The organism is Halioglobus japonicus (assembly GCF_001983995.1).
Taxonomy (GTDB): Bacteria; Pseudomonadota; Gammaproteobacteria; order Pseudomonadales; family Halieaceae; genus Halioglobus; species Halioglobus japonicus.
In genome coordinates this window covers 2,510,602-2,527,392 of record NZ_CP019450.1, presented here as the reverse complement: position 1 = coordinate 2,527,392, position 16,791 = coordinate 2,510,602, and the positions used below count along the sequence as shown (strand labels likewise).

Genomic DNA, 16,791 nt, shown 5'->3' with positions numbered 1-16,791 from the left:
CAAGTGCATTATCAGGCTCAGACTTTATCCATTGCTGCGAAATTCGGTAGCGCTTCAATTCGGGCCAGCCATGCGCCTATGGCCGGATATTGCACCAGCTCAAAACCGCCTTCCGGGGCGACATGGGTGTAGGCATACAGTGCCACATCGGCCGTACTGAATTGCTCACCGACCAGAAACGGCGTACGAGCCAATTGTTGCTCCATGACCGCCAGCGCCTTGTGTCCACCTGCTTGTTTGGCCCTGAACTCTTTCGCTCGCTCTGCTGGCATACCCTGGTACACGGCGATAAACCTCGCCACTGCAATATACGGTTCATGACTGTATTGCTCAAAGAACTGCCACTGCTCAACCAGGGCCCGGGCATAAGGGTCCTCCGGCAGCAAGGCCGAACCGTGCGCAAGGTAATTGAGAATGGCATTGGACTCCGTCAGACAGCGGCCATCATCGAGCTCCAGCACCGGAATTTTGCGATTGGGATTAAGCTGCGCAAACGCTGGCGCCTGTGTATCGCCGGACAGAATATCGATATCCACCCACTGGTAGTCGATACCCAGAAGACTCGCTGCGAGCTGCAATTTGTAGCAATTGCCCGACCGCCGGTCACCGTAAATCTTCACCTGTCACTCCTTCCGAGAAGCCTTACTAAGCTGCTGAAGTTGCAGCAAAAAACAGCGGGAAAAAATCTTCCCCGCGGGCTTGACGCCCTGCAGCGCGGTCCCTAAAATGCGCGCCTTCTCGATTGAGACCGGCTTTGTCCCCTTCGTCTAGTGGCCTAGGACACCGCCCTTTCACGGCGGTAACGGGGGTTCGAACCCCCAGGGGACGCCACTCAGTGCGAGTATCGCCAAGCACGGCGCCACGGCGGTGGTAAAACGTACATTCCTAAGCGGGAATAGCTCAGTTGGTAGAGCGCAACCTTGCCAAGGTTGAGGTCGCCGGTTCGAACCCGGTTTCCCGCTCCAATTTCTCTCAGAATCTTTCCGATTTCCTCAGCCTTGAAGATTGAGATGTTCGAGGTGGGTCGCCACCCCGGCCGTTTCCCGCTCCAATTTCCTTTCCACCCACGCGCCACCGAAGCAGCACTCTGCTCCGGCAGTCACAGGGCAATCGTAATCAGTCGGACTTCTCCAGCTTGACCGAGAGGCTGTTCACGCAGTAGCGCAGGCCTGTGGGATTAGGGCCATCTTCGAAGACGTGCCCGAGGTGCGAGCCGCACTTCTTGCACATGATTTCCGTGCGTGTCATGCCCAGGGTGTGGTCCGGGCCTCCTCGATAGCGCCACCGTCAGCGGGTTGGAAAAAGCTCGGCCAGCCGCAGCCTGCGTCAAATTTGCTGCCAGAGAGAAACAGCGGCTCTCCACAGCAGCGGCAGTTGTATACGCCCTCGTCAGTGGTATTCCAGTACTCACCGGTAAAGGGGCGCTCGGTGCCCTTCTCGCGACACACCTCGTATTCCTCGGCCGTCAGTTTGTCGCGCCAATACTCGTCATCTTTCATGCATTTATTCCTTCTACCGATGTGGCTACAAGATACAGAATTCGATCATCATAGCCGGTTATTACCTCGCGGTAACCGCTGATTTGTTTGTCTAGCAGTGGGTCGTTGCTGTCCGCCAGCAACGGACGTCCCTGCAGCGCCGTAATTTTGGATTTTGCCGCAACAATCTGCAGATTCTCAAGACCCACCCTGCGCAACACGGCGGGGCTGAGCTGCTGGTTGCCGCGACCAATAACATGCCCCTGGCCACCAATGGCAGTGACGAAAATACTGGCAGATGCCTGCTCACGCTCAAGTAGCGCGAGTATCGCTGATTCGTCCAGATCGCTGCCCAGCAACTGTCCCGCTCGCAACGCGTCGACGCCCAACAGCGTGTTCTCAAGACCCAGGGTATCCATGATTGCCGCTGTGGTTGAGCCCGGGCCTATGAGATACAGCGTGTCAGGATCGAGCTGTTCCACAACCCACTCGGCAATTTCTGCCGCCACCAGCTCCTGGCTTTCGCGACCGCCTATCTTGGTGTGTTGCAGAAACCGGCCTTCCCCGGGCACCTGCATCTCGCCGTAAAAACGGCTGCGCACCACGTCCTCGCGGAAAGCTTCCTCGTCTATATCCCGCACTTCCTGGGTGCGAAGCCCCACCAGGCCGCCCTGCCCCAGTTCACGCAACAGCTCACCGGCGGCTTCGGGGGACACCGCAAACACGCCTGAGTGCATTTTCACCCCGGCGGGTATGCCGAGCACAGGCAGGCTGGCACCCACGGCGTCATAGACATCCCGCGCTGTTCCGTCCCCACCCGCAAACACCAGCACATCGACACCCGCGTCGCGCAGCAATGTCGCGGCACGACGCGTATCCTGAGGCGCACTCGGATAATCCTCGGGCTCACCCAGCGTGCGTGCGCTCAGCCCCAACTGCTCACATACCTGCGCGCCCATGGCCCCACCATAGGTGCTAACGGTCAGATTCGGGAGCCCTGAAATGAGCTTCAGGGCGCGCTCGGCTCTTTCCTGGGAGCGACGCAATTCCTCGGGGGTCAGGGCAAGCGCCAGCTCACGTACAGCGCGGCCGTCACTGCCCTTGAAGCCGCGACTACCACCCAATCCTGCCAGGGGGTTGATCAGTAATCCTATGTGCATGTGATTCCTAAAGCCCTGGCGGTCGTCGCAACCAGCGCATCATGCTGCAGCAGTTGCAGCGTGGCTGAGGTCAGTTCGCGTCGCACACGATAGCTGCGGCGCAGCCCATCAAAAGCAGTGGCTATCGCTTCGGGTGCCTCGGCCACGGCTTTGCGCAGCAGTGTGTCGTCCTCTTCGATACGGTAAACCTGTGCCAACAGTTCACGCACAGCCGCAGCGCGTTCAGGCGCAGTGGGAGCGACGAGGGGCAGCGATGGTGCCGCCGTCCCGGGCCCGCCAGACAACTCAATATGAAATTCATCGGCCATGGCATCGAGGAGCATCCGGGTAGCCAGCAGTTTGCCATCGAGACTATAGCCGGCAATGTGTGCGGTGCCGAAAGCCACGTTCGCCAGCAGCTGCGTATCCACCTGCGGCTCCCGCTCCCAGACATCGAGCACAACACGCGGAGCTGCGTCTTCAAGCAAACGTCGCAGTAACGCCTGATTGTCCACCACCGGCCCCCTGCTTGCGTTAATCAGCAACTGGCTCGACGTCAACCCCGCTAATGCCGCTTGATCAAACAAGTGGCGACTCGGCCATGGCTGTGCATCGGTGAGCTCAGCATGGACACAGATCACGTCGCTGTGAAGAATCTCAGCAAAGCCCGCCGCTGCTGGGATATCGCTCTCGTCCAGCCAGGGATCGTAGGCCTGCCAGCGAATACCCAGAGCCTCGAATCGCCTGGCCAGCAGACGGCCAACATGACCGAAGCCGACTATTCCGGCGACACCGCCGCTGAGCAGGCACTCCAGAAACTGTTCAGACTGCGCTATGGCGGCCAGTACATACTCAACCACGGCATTGGCATTGGACCCTGGGGCACTGCAAAAACGCACGCCCAGCGACGCCAGCGCTTGCTGGTCGATGTGGTCCGTACCAGCGGTTGCCGTGCCAACAAAACGCACCTTGGTGTTCGCGATAAGCGCTGCGTCGACGCGAGTCACCGAACGCACCAACAGCGCGTCGGCCGTACGCAGCTGCTCTGGCTGAAGCGACCTGCCGTTGACCCGGGTTACTTCAGCGCCCGCCCCCAACAGCGCCTCTACGCCAGGGATATTCTCGTCGGCGACAACGCTCAGTGTCATTGCAAGCCCCCTATGGGCAGCTGCTGCCAGCGTCGCTGCATCGGGCCAGCCAGGCCCAGCGCATCCAGATACTCACAGACCGCAGCAACATGCTCGCGGAGCAACGTATATTCCGGCAGTGCATCGACGCCCGGCACCCTGTCTTCCAGGGTGGCCAGCTGGTGTGACACCCTCACCTGCTCCCAGTGAGCGGGAAGCCTTTCTGCCAGTTTTTTCGCGCCGCGCACAGGTAAATCAGCCACTGCCTCAAAACGAGCGGCAATAGCTTCCACGGAACCGAACTCGGCCAGTAACGCGGCAGCCGTTTTTGGGCCGACCCCAGGTACCCCCGGAATGTCATCCACCGTATCCCCGACCAGGGCCAGGTAATCTGCGAACTGGCATGGACGCACGCCAAATCGCTCGAAAAAATCCGCTGCGCCCAGCTGCTGATCGGCGGCAAAATCCCACCACAGTGCGCCTTCGTGCAACAGCAGCTGCCCCAAATCCTTGTCTCTGGTGACCACGGAAAATGGGGTCGACTGCTCTGCGGACAGCCTTGCCAGGGTTGCCAGGAAGTCATCGGCTTCGTAGCGCTCACTGGCGAAACAGGCAATGCCCGCACATTCGGTCAATTCGCGACAGGCCTGCAACTGAAACGCCAGGGCTTCGTCAGGCAGTGCCCTGCTTGACTTATAGTCGGGATACACCTCATTGCGAAAACAGCTGCCGAGACTCTCATCAAAGGCGGCTGCCACGGCGTCGCCATGTTGCACCCGGGACAACAGGTCAACAAGGAACCCGGCGTAGCCATACACGGCATTAAGCGGCATCCCCGCATCGGTATGCCAACGATCGGGTATGGAAAACCAGGCCCGGAAAATATAGATGCTCGCGTCTACAAGCCAGCTACGCCGCTCCATGATCAATCCAGATCTGCTGCTGTGAAACGCTGATCCGGGAGCGCCATGGTGGTACCGAACTCATGACACAGCGCTGCATAGATTTGCTGTGCCCGAGTGGGAAGCCCGTGCAACTGCCAATGCTGGGCCTGGGCCAACACCTGCGCGCGGAACCAGCGCGTATCCGGGAGTGTGCCGTCCGGCGTGAAATTATCGACACTGACACGAAACGGGTAACCACAGGCACGGGAGAGGCACCACTCAATAGACTGAGGTTTTATCTCGACCTGCTCGAATGCACGCTGTTGCTCGGGAGTGCGACCCTCCGGCGCATACCAATAGCCAAAATCGGGCAGCTGGCGCCGCTCGATGCCGGCGAGGCACCAGTGGGAAATTTCATGTAATGCGCTCGCGAAGAAATCTTCCCGGTAATACAGCAGGTGTTGAGATTGTGGGGAGTCGGCGGGCCGGTAGTAGGGCTCGCTGGCTCCTCCCGCCAGCAGCGTTTGTTCAGTGGCCTCAAAACATCGCGCAAAAACGTGTTCAAGTCTGCTGCACTCACAAGCAGTAAATTGCAGCGCCACATTCATTCAGGCGTCGCCCTGTTTTCGCAACCAGTAGCGATACTGGCCATCCTGCTCGTCCTGCTGCAACAGTTCGTGGCCGAGAAAGGTGCAGAACTTGGGAATGTCGCGCTGTGTGGAGGGATCGGTAGCCAACACCTGCACCACCTCGCCCACCTGCATATCGCGCACCTGATTGTGCAGCAACATGACAGGCTCCGGGCAGAACAACCCGCTGGCGTCGAGAATGTGATCAGGCTCTAATGACATGCCATTATTCGCTCAATAGGATTTCCGCCTGCTCCCGACTCACCAGGTCCCAGGCCTCACTTTCAGAATGAAACAGGATACACAATTCTCCCGTATCCAACAGGCGGCGCAGGTTGCCTGCCTTCTCATCCAGGGTCAACTCCCGCTCGCCGTAGTCTGTGCCATCCCGGCTGGCAAATTCTTCCAGCACGGCCTGCAACACCTCCTGTGGCAATCGACCGGGGGGACTTCTAAATAGCCAGGCATTTGCACCCTGTTCCTTCTGCATTGACGCGATGCGGGTTAATATAAGCGTTGCTTAGCCCAAAGTGGAGACACCATCGTGGAAACCTCTTTCATCATCACCTTCATTGGCGATGATCGCCCCGGCCTCGTGGAGGCACTCGCGAGCACTATTGAGAAGAACCAGGGTAACTGGCAGGAGAGCCAGCTCTCGCAGTTGGGTGGCAAGTTTGCCGGTCTCATTCTGGTCAGCCTCCCTGAATCTGCTGCGGACACGCTCCAGGCGGAGCTTAAAGCGCTTTCCAGCAGTGGTCTGAGTGTACGAGTCTCGCCCGCCAGCGCTGCGGACACCGCCCACGGCAAACCCATTGCGCTTTCAGTACTGGGACCCGACCGGCCCGGCATCATCAAAGAAATTTCCCGTGAACTTGCCTCCCATGACATTAACGTCGTGGAGATGGACAGCCAGGTAGAAAGCGCGGCAATGAGCGGCGAACCCATGTTCCGGGCAAAAATCGACGCGGAAATTCCTGAAAAGACCGACCGGGATGCACTCGAAAGTGCGCTTGAATCCGTCGCCAATAAAATGACCCTGGACATCGATCTCGACTAATCATGGGGCTTGGGGCCCCAACTACTCCCGGGGCCCGCGAATCAACCTTCGCAGACCCACAACCAGACCAAAGCAGACGGCGGCTGCGACGATAATCGCGAGCATCATCAGCAGCGACGCCAACAGCAGGTCAAGCATATCCTCCCAGGGAATGCCAAACTGATCCACCGCCGCCCAGATAAGGGTCGCCATAGCGGCCACCCCTAGAAAGATGGTGCGGTAGTACTTTCGATTGGCTTTCTTCAAGGCTTACTCAGGACAACTAGCGGAGATAACGGGGGTATCACACTGCACATCCGCATTCTGGCCACGATGCCTGAGCAGATGATCCATGAGCACAATCGCCAGCATGGCCTCGGCGATTGGCGTGGCGCGAATACCCACACAGGGATCGTGTCGACCGTGAGTCACCATATCCATAGCATTACCCTCGGTATCAATCGTCGCGCCAGGCTGACGAATACTGGAGGTCGGCTTCAGCGCAATACTCACCAAAATATCCTGACCGCTGGAAATACCGCCCAGCACACCGCCGGCGTGATTACTGATAAATCCTTCCGGCGTCAGTTCATCGCGATGTTCCGTGCCTTTTTGTTCCACACTATCGAATCCGGCGCCGATCTCCACGCCTTTGACCGCATTAATGCCCATCATCGCGTGGGCGATATCCGCGTCGAGTCGATCGAACACCGGCTCTCCGAGGCCGGGCATAACATTACTGGCAACCACGTTAATGCGTGCGCCAATGGAGTTACCCTCCTTATTGAGCGCCGCCATATAGGCTTCCATCTCCGGTACGGCATTCGGATCGGGGCAGAAAAATGGGTTGGTCTCGACCACATCCCAATTCAACGTCTGGACACGAATAGGACCAAGCTGGGACAGGTAGCCGCGCACTTCAATTCCGTATCGGGTCAGCAGATACTTCTTGGCGATAGCGCCCGCTGCAACGCGCATGGCCGTTTCCCGCGCAGATGAGCGGCCACCACCACGATAGTCGCGAAACCCGTATTTCTGGTTGTAGCTGTAATCGGCGTGCGCCGGGCGGAAAGTATTCGCAATATTGGAGTAGTCCTTGGAGCGCTGATCCGTGTTCTCAATCAACATGCCAATAGATGTACCGGTGGTTTGTCCTTCAAACACGCCCGACAGAATACGTACCTCATCGGCTTCGCGGCGCTGCGTCGTGAACCGCGACGTGCCGGGTTTGCGTCGATCAAGGTCACGCTGCAGATCTGAAGCATCCAGCGCCAGTCCGGGAGGACACCCATCGACAATACAGCCCAGAGCCGGGCCATGGCTTTCGCCAAAGGTGGTGACGGTAAACAGTTTACCTATGGTATTGCCGGACATGTGCAGCTGCGCCTGAGGATTAAATCCGGGGCATTATACCGATTCTGGGCGCAAACTGGCGGCATATTCCTGTAATTCCTGCGCAGTCAGGGCAAAAACGCCATGGCCACCGTGTTCGAATTCAAGCCAGGTAAACGGGACTCGCGGATAGGCGCGCTCCAGCGCTGGCCAACTATTGCCCAGTTCCACCACAAGCAGCCCTGAAGGGGTCAGAAAATCGGCCGCCTGGGCCAGAATCTGTCGGGTCAGATCGAGGCCGTCGGCGCCACTGCCCAGGGCAATAGCGGGTTCGTGACTGAACTCTACCGGCATGGCGGCAAGATCGCTTGCATCGACGTAAGGGGGATTACTGAGGATCAGGTCATATTGTTGACCGTCGGCAGCGGTAAACAAATCTGACTCAAGCGCCCGGACACGGTTTCCCAATCCCATGTGATCAATATTCTCTTTCGCCAGCGCCAGCGCATCGCGGTCCAGATCGAGTAAATCGACACTGGCACCCGGTGTGTAGTAGGCAGCCGCCAGCCCAATACAGCCACCACCACAGCACAAATCGAGAATGCGCTTTGGAGCGGGCCCACTGTACCAGGGCTGATAATCGTGCAGGATTAACTCTGCCAGCGGTGATCGCGGGACCAACGCGCGATGATCACAGATAAATTCAAGGCCCGCGAACCAGGCTCGACCGAGCAGGTAAGGCAACGGTATCTGCTCGTCGATACGCCGTTTCAGCAATTGGCTGATCTGCCGCCACTGAGCGTCACTGACGGGATGCGGAAGATGACTCTCGTCAGCATCCGCAGGCAGGTCGGCGACAGCCAGCACCAGCTGCACGGCTTCATCCCAGGGATTGTCCGTTCCATGCCCATAAAATACGGGACTCGCCAACAGCGCATCATGGCAGTGGTCGATGGCCTGCCCTACAGTCATATCAGTCATGCACCAAGTGTAAGTCCGCCGGCGCTTGTTTGCCATGCAATGGGCCGATTGTTACTATCGCTGGCCCCAATTTGAGGAATATTCCGTGGAAAAAAACTGGGCTAGCATCATCGAAGCGATTGGCGAGGACCTCAATCGCCCAGGACTTGTAGACACACCCAAACGGGCCGCCAAGGCCTTTGAATTCCTCACCCGGGGCTACCACCAATCCGTCGAGGAAGTGGTCAATAACGCCCTATTCCCTTCAGACTCGAGCGAAATGGTGCTGGTGCAGGACATCGAACTTTACTCCCTGTGCGAGCATCACCTGTTGCCATTCATCGGCAAATGCCATGTCGCCTATATACCCACCGGGCAGGTTCTGGGGCTTTCCAAGGTGGCGCGTATCGTCGATGTATTTGCCCGCCGCTTACAAATTCAGGAGTCCCTGACCACCCAGATCGCAAAGACGATCATGGAAGTCACCGGCGCTGAAGGTGTCGGTGTTATTATCGAGGCACGTCACATGTGCATGATGATGCGCGGCGTAGAAAAACAGAACTCCGTCATGAAAACCTCTGCCATGCTGGGGAGTTTCAGGAAATCCCAGGTGACTCGCGAGGAATTTCTGCAACTGTTGCGATTAAGCACCTAGGACAGGTGCGCTATGGCGTCGCGATGCGATATAGCTCCGCGTGCAGATACTGGCGATCGGCCGTACGCGCAGAGCTGAACAAGACCAACCGATACGACTGATCGGCGTCAGCAAGATCGTATACACGATAACGCTGTAAATCATCGCGGCCGTATAGCACCCGTTCGCCAAACACCCTGTTAGCCCACTGTACACCCTGACCGCAGCTGCGCCCCTCGCACGCAAACAGCACACCTTCACTGTTCAACTGCGCTTCAAGCCCATCCAGCACTTCATTGGACGTAAAGCCATCGCGCACTTGCCAGGTGTAGCGTACTCGCTCGCCAGTGACACGCTCGCTGCCCTTGAAGCGCCAACTGCCGCGAATTTTCTGCATGGCGCCGAGCCCGATCTCGTGTTCGATCACCGCGTCGCTGCTATGACTGACCTGCTGCATATGCGGCGACGCGTCCAATGTCTCCAGCAGTGTGTGAGGTGGCTCCGCCATCGCCTGCAAGGTCATCAGTAACAACACTGCCAACAGCGACCAATGGACGCCCCCTGCTGAACTACGCATTGGCCCCCTCCTCGGTGGAAAATCGGATAATCTCGGTACCTAAGTGCTCCGCACCGGCCTCCATGTGAAAGTGGTGACCGCCTGGAAATTGGGCAAGGGTCGGTCTTGGAATCATAGCGCGAATTTTCTCACTATAGCCCTCGTGTCTTGTCATCATGCCGCGCTCTGCCTGGAGCAGCAACGTCGGCATCGACAAGGCTCCAAGTGCGGCCTCGATGTGGCCCCAGGTAAGTTTAATGGCAGACCCGCCGCGCAGGCGTGGATCAGTGTGCCAGGTATAGCCACCTTCGCAGGCATGCAGGTTGCGGCTTGCTATCAACTCGGCTTCCTCGCGATCCAGACCCTGCTCTTCACGAGCCGTAATTGCCGCTTCACGATCGCTATACACCCGGGTCTGACGTCCCTGCAGGCGCCGCTTCTCCAGGACGAAGTTGCGCAGCTGATGCGCAAATTCACTGGCGTCCAGTGGCGTGGGCGTCGCCCCATCGAGCAATATCAGACGCGTAACCTGCTCTGGAAATGCAGCGGCATACATGACGCTGATCGCCGCGCCGCGAGAGTGGCCCATCAGAGTGAAGCTATCCCACTGCATGTGCTCGACCAACGCATGTAACTGCGGCACATCGTCGTAAATATGATAGGTGGCATCGGCGGAACGCCAGTCAGTAAGACCGTGTCCAGACAGATCAGGGGCGACAACGTAGTAGCCGCTCGCCAGTTGCTCCGCCAGGCGCTGGAAGCTGGTGGCGTTATCGAGCCAGCCATGCAGGGCCAGCAGCGGCGAATGGGTGGGGTCGCCCCAGGCGAGCCCTGCATAATTTAACCCATGCAGTTGCCAGTTCAGCGCTTCTCCGCTCACATCAAAACCTCGTAATCCGGTGGCTGGGCACACATTACCGGGGTAGCGGCATCGGGACCCGGGTAGGCCATTTCCAGTGTTGCAAATCCACCCGGCACCAATCCCGGCAGACGCCCCGGAACACCGAGATAAGCGTCGACCAGCCGCGAGACCAGCGGCTGGTGAGAAATCAGCAGCACATGTTCGGGCAGTTCGGCACCGAAACGCTGGGCCAGCGCCGGCTCTATATCGTCAGGCTGCCGACCGGGTATCAATGCCTGCTCGGCAGCGAGCTGAGATCCAGGAAGCGCCTCAGCGACGATCATCGCCGTCTGGGCAGTGCGCACCCATTCACTGTAGAGCAACACCTGTGGCGACGGCAGCTGTCGCTGCGTGCAATAGAGCAGCAGCAGCGTCCCCCCGAGACCAACGTCCGCAACACCGCGCTCGGTCAGCTCGCGCATGCGATCGGTAACAGCCATTCCCGCTTCACCGTGGCGCATTATCGTCAGGTACATGCTTAACCTCTATCTCAGCGCACTACGAACTCAACGTCCTGCGCTTCTTCTGTGCTCATCATAGCATTGAACACCGCTTCGACCGGCTGCTTCTCGTGGAGCATCTGGTACAGCCCTTGAACCAGCGGCATCTCCACTTCACGGCGGTCGGCTTCACGCTTTAACAGCGCCAGGGTATTAATGCCCTCTGCCACCTGATCCATACCAGCGAGCACGGACTCAAGGCCCTCGCCCTCGGCAAGCGCCATGCCCACACGGTAGTTACGTGACAAAGGCGATGAACAGGTCACCACCAGATCGCCTACACCGGAAAGACCCAGGAAGGTCATTGGGTTGGCCCCCATATGCACAGCAAAACGTGACATTTCCGCGAGTGAGCGGGTGAGCAACATACCCACCGTATTTTCGCCAAACGACAGCGACGCGCCGATGCCCGCGAGAATCGCATAGACATTTTTGAGGGCGCCGCCCAGCTCCACACCGAACATGTCATGTGAGCTGAAAATCAAGAATGAGCGACAATGCAGCAGGTCATGTACAAGCCGGGTCACCTCTGGCAGCTCGCTGGCGATAACTGAACCTGATATATGCCCGGCTGCAATTTCACGAGCCAGATTCGGGCCGGACAGAACTCCGATCGGATGCCCGGGCATTTCTTCGCGCAGGACCTGGCTCATTAGCTTGAAGCCGCAAGCTTCGATACCTTTGGTCAGGCTGATAATGACCGTGTCGGGCGTCACCCGGTGCTGCAGGTCCGCCACCACCTCGCGAAACGATGCACTGGGTACCGCAACAAAGACCAGATCTACGTTCTCTACCGCCTGCTCCAGTTCCGCATAAGCCTGCAGGTGATCGCTCAGCGTATAGCCCGGAAGATATTCCGCGTTCTCACGTTCAGCGTTTATTTGTGCCGCGCGCGCGGTATTGCGCAGCCAGAGACGTACCTCGTGACCGTTCTCGGCAATCATATTGCCGATGACGGTTCCGAAACTACCACCGCCGAGAACGGCAACCCGGTACATTCGATCCATATATATCCTGTTATGCTTTTATAGGCAGCGCCGCAGTCTAACAAAAAAGCGGGCTATAAAGCCCGCTTTCCCGTGTAGCGCTGTTGCTAGCGACCCGCCAGGGCCAGTAGCAATTTATTGAGTTTGGAGACATACGCCGCAGGGTCGTCGAGTTGACCGCCCTCTGCGAGGTTCGCCTGGTCGAAGACTATGCCCGCCAGATCAGCGAAACGATCCTCGTCCTGCTCGCTATCGAGCATCTCCAGAATCGGATGCGATGGATTGACCTCCAGAATCGGCTTGGACTCGGGCACCGCCTGCCCCGCCGCTTCCATGATTCGCTTCATCTGCGCACCCATATCGAAGTCACCCACAACCAGACAGGCCGGTGAATCGGTCAGACGCGACGTGGCGCGAACCTCGGCAACCTTGTCGTCGAGCACCTTTGACAGACGCTCAACCAGGCCTTCCGCTTCCTTCTGAACCTTCTCCTGCTCGGCTTTCTCTTCCTCGGAATCCGTGGCCAGATCCAGCGCGCCGCGCGCCACATCCTGGAACGCCTTGCCGTCAAAGTCCTGCAGGTGATTCATCAGCCAATCGTCTACGCGATCAGACAGCAGCAGCACTTCAATGCCCTTCTTACGGAACACCTCCAGGTGGGGGCTGCTCTTGGCAGTATTGAAGTTCTCCGCTACCACGTAGAAGATCTTGTCCTGCCCTTCGGGCATCCGAGACACGTAATCTTCCAGAGACTGGTCCTGCGCCTCTGCGTCAGTGTGAGTGGTGGCAAAGCGCAGCAACTTGGCAATTTTTTCCTTGTTGGCAAAATCTTCCGCCGGACCTTCCTTGATCACCTGGCCAAACTCAGTCCAGAACTGGGCGTAGTCGTCGCCCTCTTTCTTGGCCAGCTTACCCAGCATATCCAGCACGCGCTTGGTCAGCGCACTGCGCATGGAATCCACCGATCCTTCCTGCTGCAAAATCTCACGCGAAACGTTTAGCGGCAGATCGTTTGAATCGATAACACCCTTCACAAAGCGCAGGTACAGCGGCAGGAACTGCTCAGCCTCATCCATGATAAAGGTGCGCTGAACATAGAGCTTGAGACCGCGCGCCATGTCGCGGTTCCACATATCAAAGGGCGCCTTCTTGGGGATGTACAACAGGCTGGTGTATTCCAGCTTGCCCTCGACCTTGTTGTGGCTCCAGGTCTGGGGCTCTTCAAAGTCGTGGGAGATGTGCTTGTAGAATTCCTTGTATTCCTCATCCGACACTTCCGCGCGGCTGCGAGTCCACAGCGCCGTCGCTTCGTTGACCGCCTCGTACTCAGGCACCTCGACAACCGTCTCTTCTTCATCTTCAGCCGCAGGCATGGCCGGCTTAAGCATCATGACCGGCACAGCGATGTGGTCTGAGTACTTCTTGATCACGCTGCGCACGCGGAAGTCCTCAGCAAACTCCTCACAGCCCTCTTTCAGGAACAGGGTAATGCTCGTGCCACGATCCGCCTTGTCACGCACTTCCACCGAGAACTCAGACTCGCCCGCGGATTCCCAGATAACGCCCGTATCGGCCGCCTCGCCCGCCTTACGGGTATGGACTGCAACTCGATCGGCCACGATGAATGCCGAGTAGAAGCCCACACCAAACTGACCAATCAGCTGCGAATCTTTCTGTTGATCACCCGTCAGGCTCTCAAGGAATGCCGCGGTGCCAGACTTGGCGATCGTTCCCAGGTGCTCAATCACCTCGTCGCGATTCATGCCAATGCCATTATCGGAAATGGTGATCGTGTTGGCGTCCTTATCGACATCGACCTGCACCTGATAGTCGCCCTGCCCTTCAAGCAGGCCGCCATCGGACAGCGCGGCGAAACGCAGCTTGTCGATCGCATCAGAGGCATTGGAAATCAGCTCCCGCAGGAAGATTTCCTTGTTGGAGTACAGGGAGTGAATCATCAGGTGAAGCAGTTGCTTCGCCTCGGTCTGGAAGCCCAGAGTTTCCTTATTGGCGTCGGCAGTCATTACGTTTCCTCGAGTGCTAACTGACTAAAAAAAATGCTCCCCTCAGATATGGGGCAAAAACAATCAAATTCAACCCACTCGAGAGAGATATCTGCCAGGCTGGTGTACCTGGCGGGGATGTGCGAACCCATGGATAGCGCAGCCCAAGCCTGTCATGGATGACGCCGTTTGGCGGTCCCCGTCAGGTACCCCAGCCGGGCAGAGATCGGTATAGATGCGAACCCAACCCATATTGATTTCAAGTGCTTCCAACAGAGATTGCTGTGCGGCCGGAGGGGTATTCCTGGGATGTGCGGAGCCATGGATGGCGGAGCCGCAAGCCTGCCACGGAAGGCGCTTTTGGCGGTCCCAGGAATACCCCTCCGGCCGCACAGTAATCGGTATAGATGCGCCGAAACCAAAAAAAAAGGGCCCATCTATCAGATGAGCCCTCTTCCTCACTGGATCCCGGCCTCCGCCGGGATGACAGGGGTAGCAGCAATTACCAGCCGGTAATCTCCGCCAGCGCCTTGCCGATGTCCGCCAGAGAGCGAACAGTCTTCACACCAGCGTCTTCCAGAGCCGCAAACTTCTCGTCTGCAGTGCCCTTGCCGCCAGAGATGATCGCGCCCGCGTGCCCCATACGCTTGCCTTTCGGTGCAGTAACACCGGCAATGTAGGATACGACCGGCTTGGTGACGTTAGCCTTGATGTAGGCTGCCGCTTCCTCTTCCGCAGTCCCGCCGATTTCACCGATCATCACGATTGCTTCAGTCGCAGGATCGTTCTGGAACATCTCCAGGATGTCGATGAAGTTGGAGCCAGGGATCGGGTCGCCGCCGATGCCGACACAGGTAGACTGGCCGTAGCCCGCGTCTGTGGTCTGCTTGACCGCTTCGTAGGTCAGGGTACCGGAGCGAGACACAATGCCTACCTTGCCCGGCAGGTGAATGTGACCCGGCATGATGCCGATTTTGCACTCTCCCGGTGTGATAACGCCCGGGCAGTTGGGGCCGATCAAGCGTACGCCCAGCTCGTCACATTTTACTTTCGCATCGAGCATATCCAGCGTGGGAATGCCTTCGGTAATGCATACGATCAGCTTGATGCCGCCGTTGGCCGCTTCAAGGATGGAGTCCTTACAGAACGGTGCAGGCACGTAGATAACGGACGCTTCTGCGCCTGTGGCTTCTACCGCCTCGGCAACCGTGTTGAATACCGGCAGGCCCAGGTGTTCCTGACCGCCCTTACCGGGGGTCACACCGCCAACCATTTTAGTACCGTACTCAATCGCCTGCTCAGAGTGGAAAGTACCCTGGGAGCCAGTGAAGCCCTGACAGATAACCTTGGTATCCTTGTTAATCAGAACGCTCATTATGCCGCTCCTCCTGCTGCTTTAACTGCCTGCTGAGCAGCGTCAGTGAGGCTCTCTGCAGCGATGATGTTCAGACCGGACTCAGCCAGTACTTTCTTGCCCAGTTCGGCGTTGTTGCCTTCCAGACGCACAACGACGGGCACTTCCACGCCCACTTCTTCGACCGCGCCGATCACGCCTTCTGCGATCAGGTCACAGCGTACGATACCGCCGAAGATGTTGATCAGTACCGCTTTTACGTTGTCGTCAGACAGAATGATCTTGAACGCCTCGGAAACACGTTCCTTGGTAGCGCCGCCACCCACGTCCAGGAAGTTGGCCGGGAAACCACCGTGCAGTGCAACGATGTCCATGGTGCCCATGGCCAGACCAGCACCGTTGACCATGCAGCCGATGTTGCCGTCCAGGGCCACATAGTTCAGTTCCCACTGGGCAGCGTGCGCTTCGCGCTCGTCTTCCTGTGAGGGATCGTGCATTTCACGCAGATCCGCCTGACGGTACAGGGCATTGCTGTCGACGCCGATCTTGGCGTCCAGGCAGTGCAGGCTGCCTTCATCGGTGATCACCAGCGGGTTGATCTCGATCAGCGCCAGGTCCTTGTCGATGAACATCTGGGCCAGGCCCATGAAGATTTTAACGAACTGCTTGATCTGAACACCGGTCAGGCCGAGCTTGAACGCCAGGTCACGGCCCTGGTAGGGCTGCGGACCCGCGAGAGGATCGATGGTCGCCTTGAGGATTTTCTCGGGAGTTTCCTCGGCTACCTTCTCGATTTCAACACCGCCTTCGGTAGACGCCATGAACACGATACGACGTGTGGAGCGATCCACCACTGCACCGAGGTACAGTTCTTCGGCAATGTCAGTGCAGGATTCCACCAGGATCTTGCTTACCGGCTGACCATTTTCGTCAGTCTGGTAGGTCACCAGGTTTTTGCCGAGCCAGTTGGAGGCGAATTCCCTGATCTCATCCTTGGACTTGACCAACTTTACGCCGCCGGCCTTGCCGCGACCACCTGCGTGTACCTGGGCTTTAACCACCCACATATCACCGCCAATCAGATCCGCCGCTTCTGCCGCATCCTCAGGGGAGTCTACTGCGTACCCCTTGGATACCGGCAGTCCGTATTCGGCAAACAGTTGCTTGCCCTGATACTCATGAAGATTCATGTGCTGTCCTGCTTTTCTCTAAATAGCTATTGCTGCTTAATTAACGGGCCCAATGAGTTTCCCCATCAAGCCCCCTGTTTAC

Annotated in this window: 19 protein-coding genes, 2 tRNA genes and 1 pseudogene; 4 read left to right on the top strand and 18 right to left on the bottom strand. The window is 58.0% G+C overall.

Annotated features, from left to right (window positions below; genetic code table 11):
- Positions 1-17: 17 nt before the first annotated feature.
- On the bottom strand, positions 18-620 hold the full coding sequence (locus BST95_RS11985) for a glutathione S-transferase family protein (RefSeq protein ID WP_084199724.1): 603 nt from the start codon (positions 618-620) through the stop codon (positions 18-20).
- Positions 621-756: 136 nt separating this feature from the next.
- On the opposite strand from BST95_RS11985, the gene BST95_RS11980 reads away from it, so the two are divergent.
- Positions 757-831, top strand: a tRNA-Glu gene (locus BST95_RS11980).
- Between the two features lie 58 nt (positions 832-889).
- Positions 890-965, top strand: a tRNA-Gly gene (locus tag BST95_RS11975).
- 151 nt (positions 966-1,116) lie between these two features.
- Here the strand turns inward: BST95_RS11975 and msrB are convergent.
- The 7 genes and pseudogenes from msrB to BST95_RS11940 form a co-directional block, all read right to left on the bottom strand.
- A pseudogene (gene msrB, locus BST95_RS11970) lies at positions 1,117-1,499 on the bottom strand (peptide-methionine (R)-S-oxide reductase MsrB).
- A complete protein-coding gene (locus BST95_RS11965; RefSeq protein WP_084199722.1) occupies positions 1,496-2,638 on the bottom strand; it encodes an ATP-NAD kinase family protein in 1,143 nt (380 codons plus the stop codon). The pseudogene msrB and the gene BST95_RS11965 overlap by 4 nt, the downstream one beginning before the upstream one ends.
- On the bottom strand, positions 2,629-3,765 hold the full coding sequence (locus BST95_RS11960; RefSeq protein ID WP_084199720.1) for a 4-phosphoerythronate dehydrogenase: 1,137 nt from the start codon (positions 3,763-3,765) through the stop codon (positions 2,629-2,631). The genes BST95_RS11965 and BST95_RS11960 overlap by 10 nt, the downstream gene beginning before the upstream one ends.
- Positions 3,762-4,667 carry a 5'-3' exonuclease gene (locus BST95_RS11955; protein ID WP_084199718.1) on the bottom strand — a complete coding sequence of 302 codons (906 nt, stop codon included), beginning with the start codon at positions 4,665-4,667 and terminating at the stop codon, positions 3,762-3,764. The genes BST95_RS11960 and BST95_RS11955 overlap by 4 nt, the downstream gene beginning before the upstream one ends.
- A 2-nt stretch (positions 4,668-4,669) precedes the next feature.
- Positions 4,670-5,236, bottom strand: coding sequence for an elongation factor P hydroxylase (locus BST95_RS11950; protein WP_084199716.1), 567 nt, complete (start codon positions 5,234-5,236; stop codon positions 4,670-4,672).
- Positions 5,237-5,479: a sulfurtransferase TusA gene (gene tusA / locus BST95_RS11945; RefSeq protein ID WP_084199714.1), complete on the bottom strand. Its 243-nt coding sequence runs from the start codon at positions 5,477-5,479 to the stop codon at positions 5,237-5,239.
- A gap of 4 nt (positions 5,480-5,483) precedes the next feature.
- Complete coding sequence (locus tag BST95_RS11940; protein ID WP_084199712.1) at positions 5,484-5,747, bottom strand: YheU family protein; 264 nt, start codon at positions 5,745-5,747, stop codon at positions 5,484-5,486.
- Positions 5,748-5,801: 54 nt separating this feature from the next.
- Between BST95_RS11940 and BST95_RS11935 the strand changes: the two genes are divergently transcribed.
- Positions 5,802-6,314: a glycine cleavage system transcriptional repressor gene (locus BST95_RS11935; RefSeq protein WP_084199711.1), complete on the top strand. Its 513-nt coding sequence runs from the start codon at positions 5,802-5,804 to the stop codon at positions 6,312-6,314.
- A 21-nt stretch (positions 6,315-6,335) separates the two neighbouring features.
- Here BST95_RS11935 and BST95_RS11930 read toward each other — a convergent pair whose 3' ends face one another.
- The 3 genes from BST95_RS11930 to prmB are packed head-to-tail and all read right to left on the bottom strand — an operon-like array spanning position 6,336 to position 8,606.
- On the bottom strand, positions 6,336-6,560 hold the full coding sequence (locus BST95_RS11930) for a hypothetical protein (protein WP_066058811.1): 225 nt from the start codon (positions 6,558-6,560) through the stop codon (positions 6,336-6,338).
- Between the two features lie 3 nt (positions 6,561-6,563).
- Complete coding sequence (gene aroC / locus BST95_RS11925; protein WP_084199709.1) at positions 6,564-7,667, bottom strand: chorismate synthase; 1,104 nt, start codon at positions 7,665-7,667, stop codon at positions 6,564-6,566.
- A 33-nt stretch (positions 7,668-7,700) separates the two neighbouring features.
- Positions 7,701-8,606 (bottom strand): 50S ribosomal protein L3 N(5)-glutamine methyltransferase, encoded by a 906-nt coding sequence (prmB, locus tag BST95_RS11920; protein WP_084199707.1) that lies wholly within the window; start codon positions 8,604-8,606, stop codon positions 7,701-7,703.
- A 34-nt stretch (positions 8,607-8,640) separates the two neighbouring features.
- Here prmB and folE point away from each other — a divergent pair, with 34 nt between their 5' ends.
- Positions 8,641-9,240 carry a GTP cyclohydrolase I FolE gene (gene folE, locus BST95_RS11915; protein WP_268245020.1) on the top strand — a complete coding sequence of 200 codons (600 nt, stop codon included), beginning with the start codon at positions 8,641-8,643 and terminating at the stop codon, positions 9,238-9,240.
- A gap of 10 nt (positions 9,241-9,250) precedes the next feature.
- Here folE and BST95_RS11910 read toward each other — a convergent pair whose 3' ends face one another.
- The 7 genes from BST95_RS11910 to sucC all read right to left on the bottom strand — a co-directional run bounded on the left by BST95_RS11910 (position 9,251) and on the right by sucC (position 16,709).
- On the bottom strand, positions 9,251-9,796 hold the full coding sequence (locus BST95_RS11910; RefSeq protein WP_084199705.1) for a DUF4892 domain-containing protein: 546 nt from the start codon (positions 9,794-9,796) through the stop codon (positions 9,251-9,253).
- Positions 9,789-10,655: an alpha/beta fold hydrolase gene (locus BST95_RS11905; protein ID WP_169843926.1), complete on the bottom strand. Its 867-nt coding sequence runs from the start codon at positions 10,653-10,655 to the stop codon at positions 9,789-9,791. The genes BST95_RS11910 and BST95_RS11905 overlap by 8 nt, the downstream gene beginning before the upstream one ends.
- Entirely contained in the window at positions 10,652-11,152 is a 501-nt protein-coding gene (locus BST95_RS11900) for a SixA phosphatase family protein (RefSeq protein WP_084199702.1), read from the bottom strand. The genes BST95_RS11905 and BST95_RS11900 overlap by 4 nt, the downstream gene beginning before the upstream one ends.
- Positions 11,153-11,166: 14 nt before the next feature.
- A complete protein-coding gene (locus tag BST95_RS11895) occupies positions 11,167-12,183 on the bottom strand; it encodes an NAD(P)H-dependent glycerol-3-phosphate dehydrogenase (protein WP_084199700.1) in 1,017 nt (338 codons plus the stop codon).
- A gap of 86 nt (positions 12,184-12,269) precedes the next feature.
- Positions 12,270-14,186, bottom strand: coding sequence for a molecular chaperone HtpG (gene htpG / locus BST95_RS11890; protein ID WP_084199698.1), 1,917 nt, complete (start codon positions 14,184-14,186; stop codon positions 12,270-12,272).
- Positions 14,187-14,667: 481 nt separating this feature from the next.
- On the bottom strand, positions 14,668-15,540 hold the full coding sequence (gene sucD, locus BST95_RS11885; protein WP_084199696.1) for a succinate--CoA ligase subunit alpha: 873 nt from the start codon (positions 15,538-15,540) through the stop codon (positions 14,668-14,670).
- Positions 15,540-16,709, bottom strand: coding sequence for an ADP-forming succinate--CoA ligase subunit beta (gene sucC, locus BST95_RS11880; protein ID WP_084199694.1), 1,170 nt, complete (start codon positions 16,707-16,709; stop codon positions 15,540-15,542). The genes sucD and sucC overlap by 1 nt, the downstream gene beginning before the upstream one ends.
- Positions 16,710-16,791 lie beyond the last annotated feature (82 nt).

Coding starts and splice junctions, on each gene's coding strand:
- BST95_RS11965 (WP_084199722.1), bottom strand. CDS start 2,638: ATGCACATAGGATTACTGATCAACCCCCTGGCAGGATTGGGTGGTAGT.
- BST95_RS11960 (WP_084199720.1), bottom strand. CDS start 3,765: ATGACACTGAGCGTTGTCGCCGACGAGAATATCCCTGGCGTAGAGGCG.
- BST95_RS11955 (WP_084199718.1), bottom strand. CDS start 4,667: ATGGAGCGGCGTAGCTGGCTTGTAGACGCGAGCATCTATATTTTCCGG.
- BST95_RS11950 (WP_084199716.1), bottom strand. CDS start 5,236: ATGAATGTGGCGCTGCAATTTACTGCTTGTGAGTGCAGCAGACTTGAA.
- tusA (WP_084199714.1), bottom strand. CDS start 5,479: ATGTCATTAGAGCCTGATCACATTCTCGACGCCAGCGGGTTGTTCTGC.
- BST95_RS11940 (WP_084199712.1), bottom strand. CDS start 5,747: ATGCAGAAGGAACAGGGTGCAAATGCCTGGCTATTTAGAAGTCCCCCC.
- aroC (WP_084199709.1), bottom strand. CDS start 7,667: ATGTCCGGCAATACCATAGGTAAACTGTTTACCGTCACCACCTTTGGC.
- prmB (WP_084199707.1), bottom strand. CDS start 8,606: ATGACTGATATGACTGTAGGGCAGGCCATCGACCACTGCCATGATGCG.
- folE (WP_268245020.1), top strand. CDS start 8,641: ATGCAATGGGCCGATTGTTACTATCGCTGGCCCCAATTTGAGGAATAT.
- BST95_RS11910 (WP_084199705.1), bottom strand. CDS start 9,796: ATGCGTAGTTCAGCAGGGGGCGTCCATTGGTCGCTGTTGGCAGTGTTG.
- BST95_RS11900 (WP_084199702.1), bottom strand. CDS start 11,152: ATGTACCTGACGATAATGCGCCACGGTGAAGCGGGAATGGCTGTTACC.
- BST95_RS11895 (WP_084199700.1), bottom strand. CDS start 12,183: ATGGATCGAATGTACCGGGTTGCCGTTCTCGGCGGTGGTAGTTTCGGA.
- htpG (WP_084199698.1), bottom strand. CDS start 14,186: ATGACTGCCGACGCCAATAAGGAAACTCTGGGCTTCCAGACCGAGGCG.
- sucD (WP_084199696.1), bottom strand. CDS start 15,540: ATGAGCGTTCTGATTAACAAGGATACCAAGGTTATCTGTCAGGGCTTC.
- sucC (WP_084199694.1), bottom strand. CDS start 16,709: ATGAATCTTCATGAGTATCAGGGCAAGCAACTGTTTGCCGAATACGGA.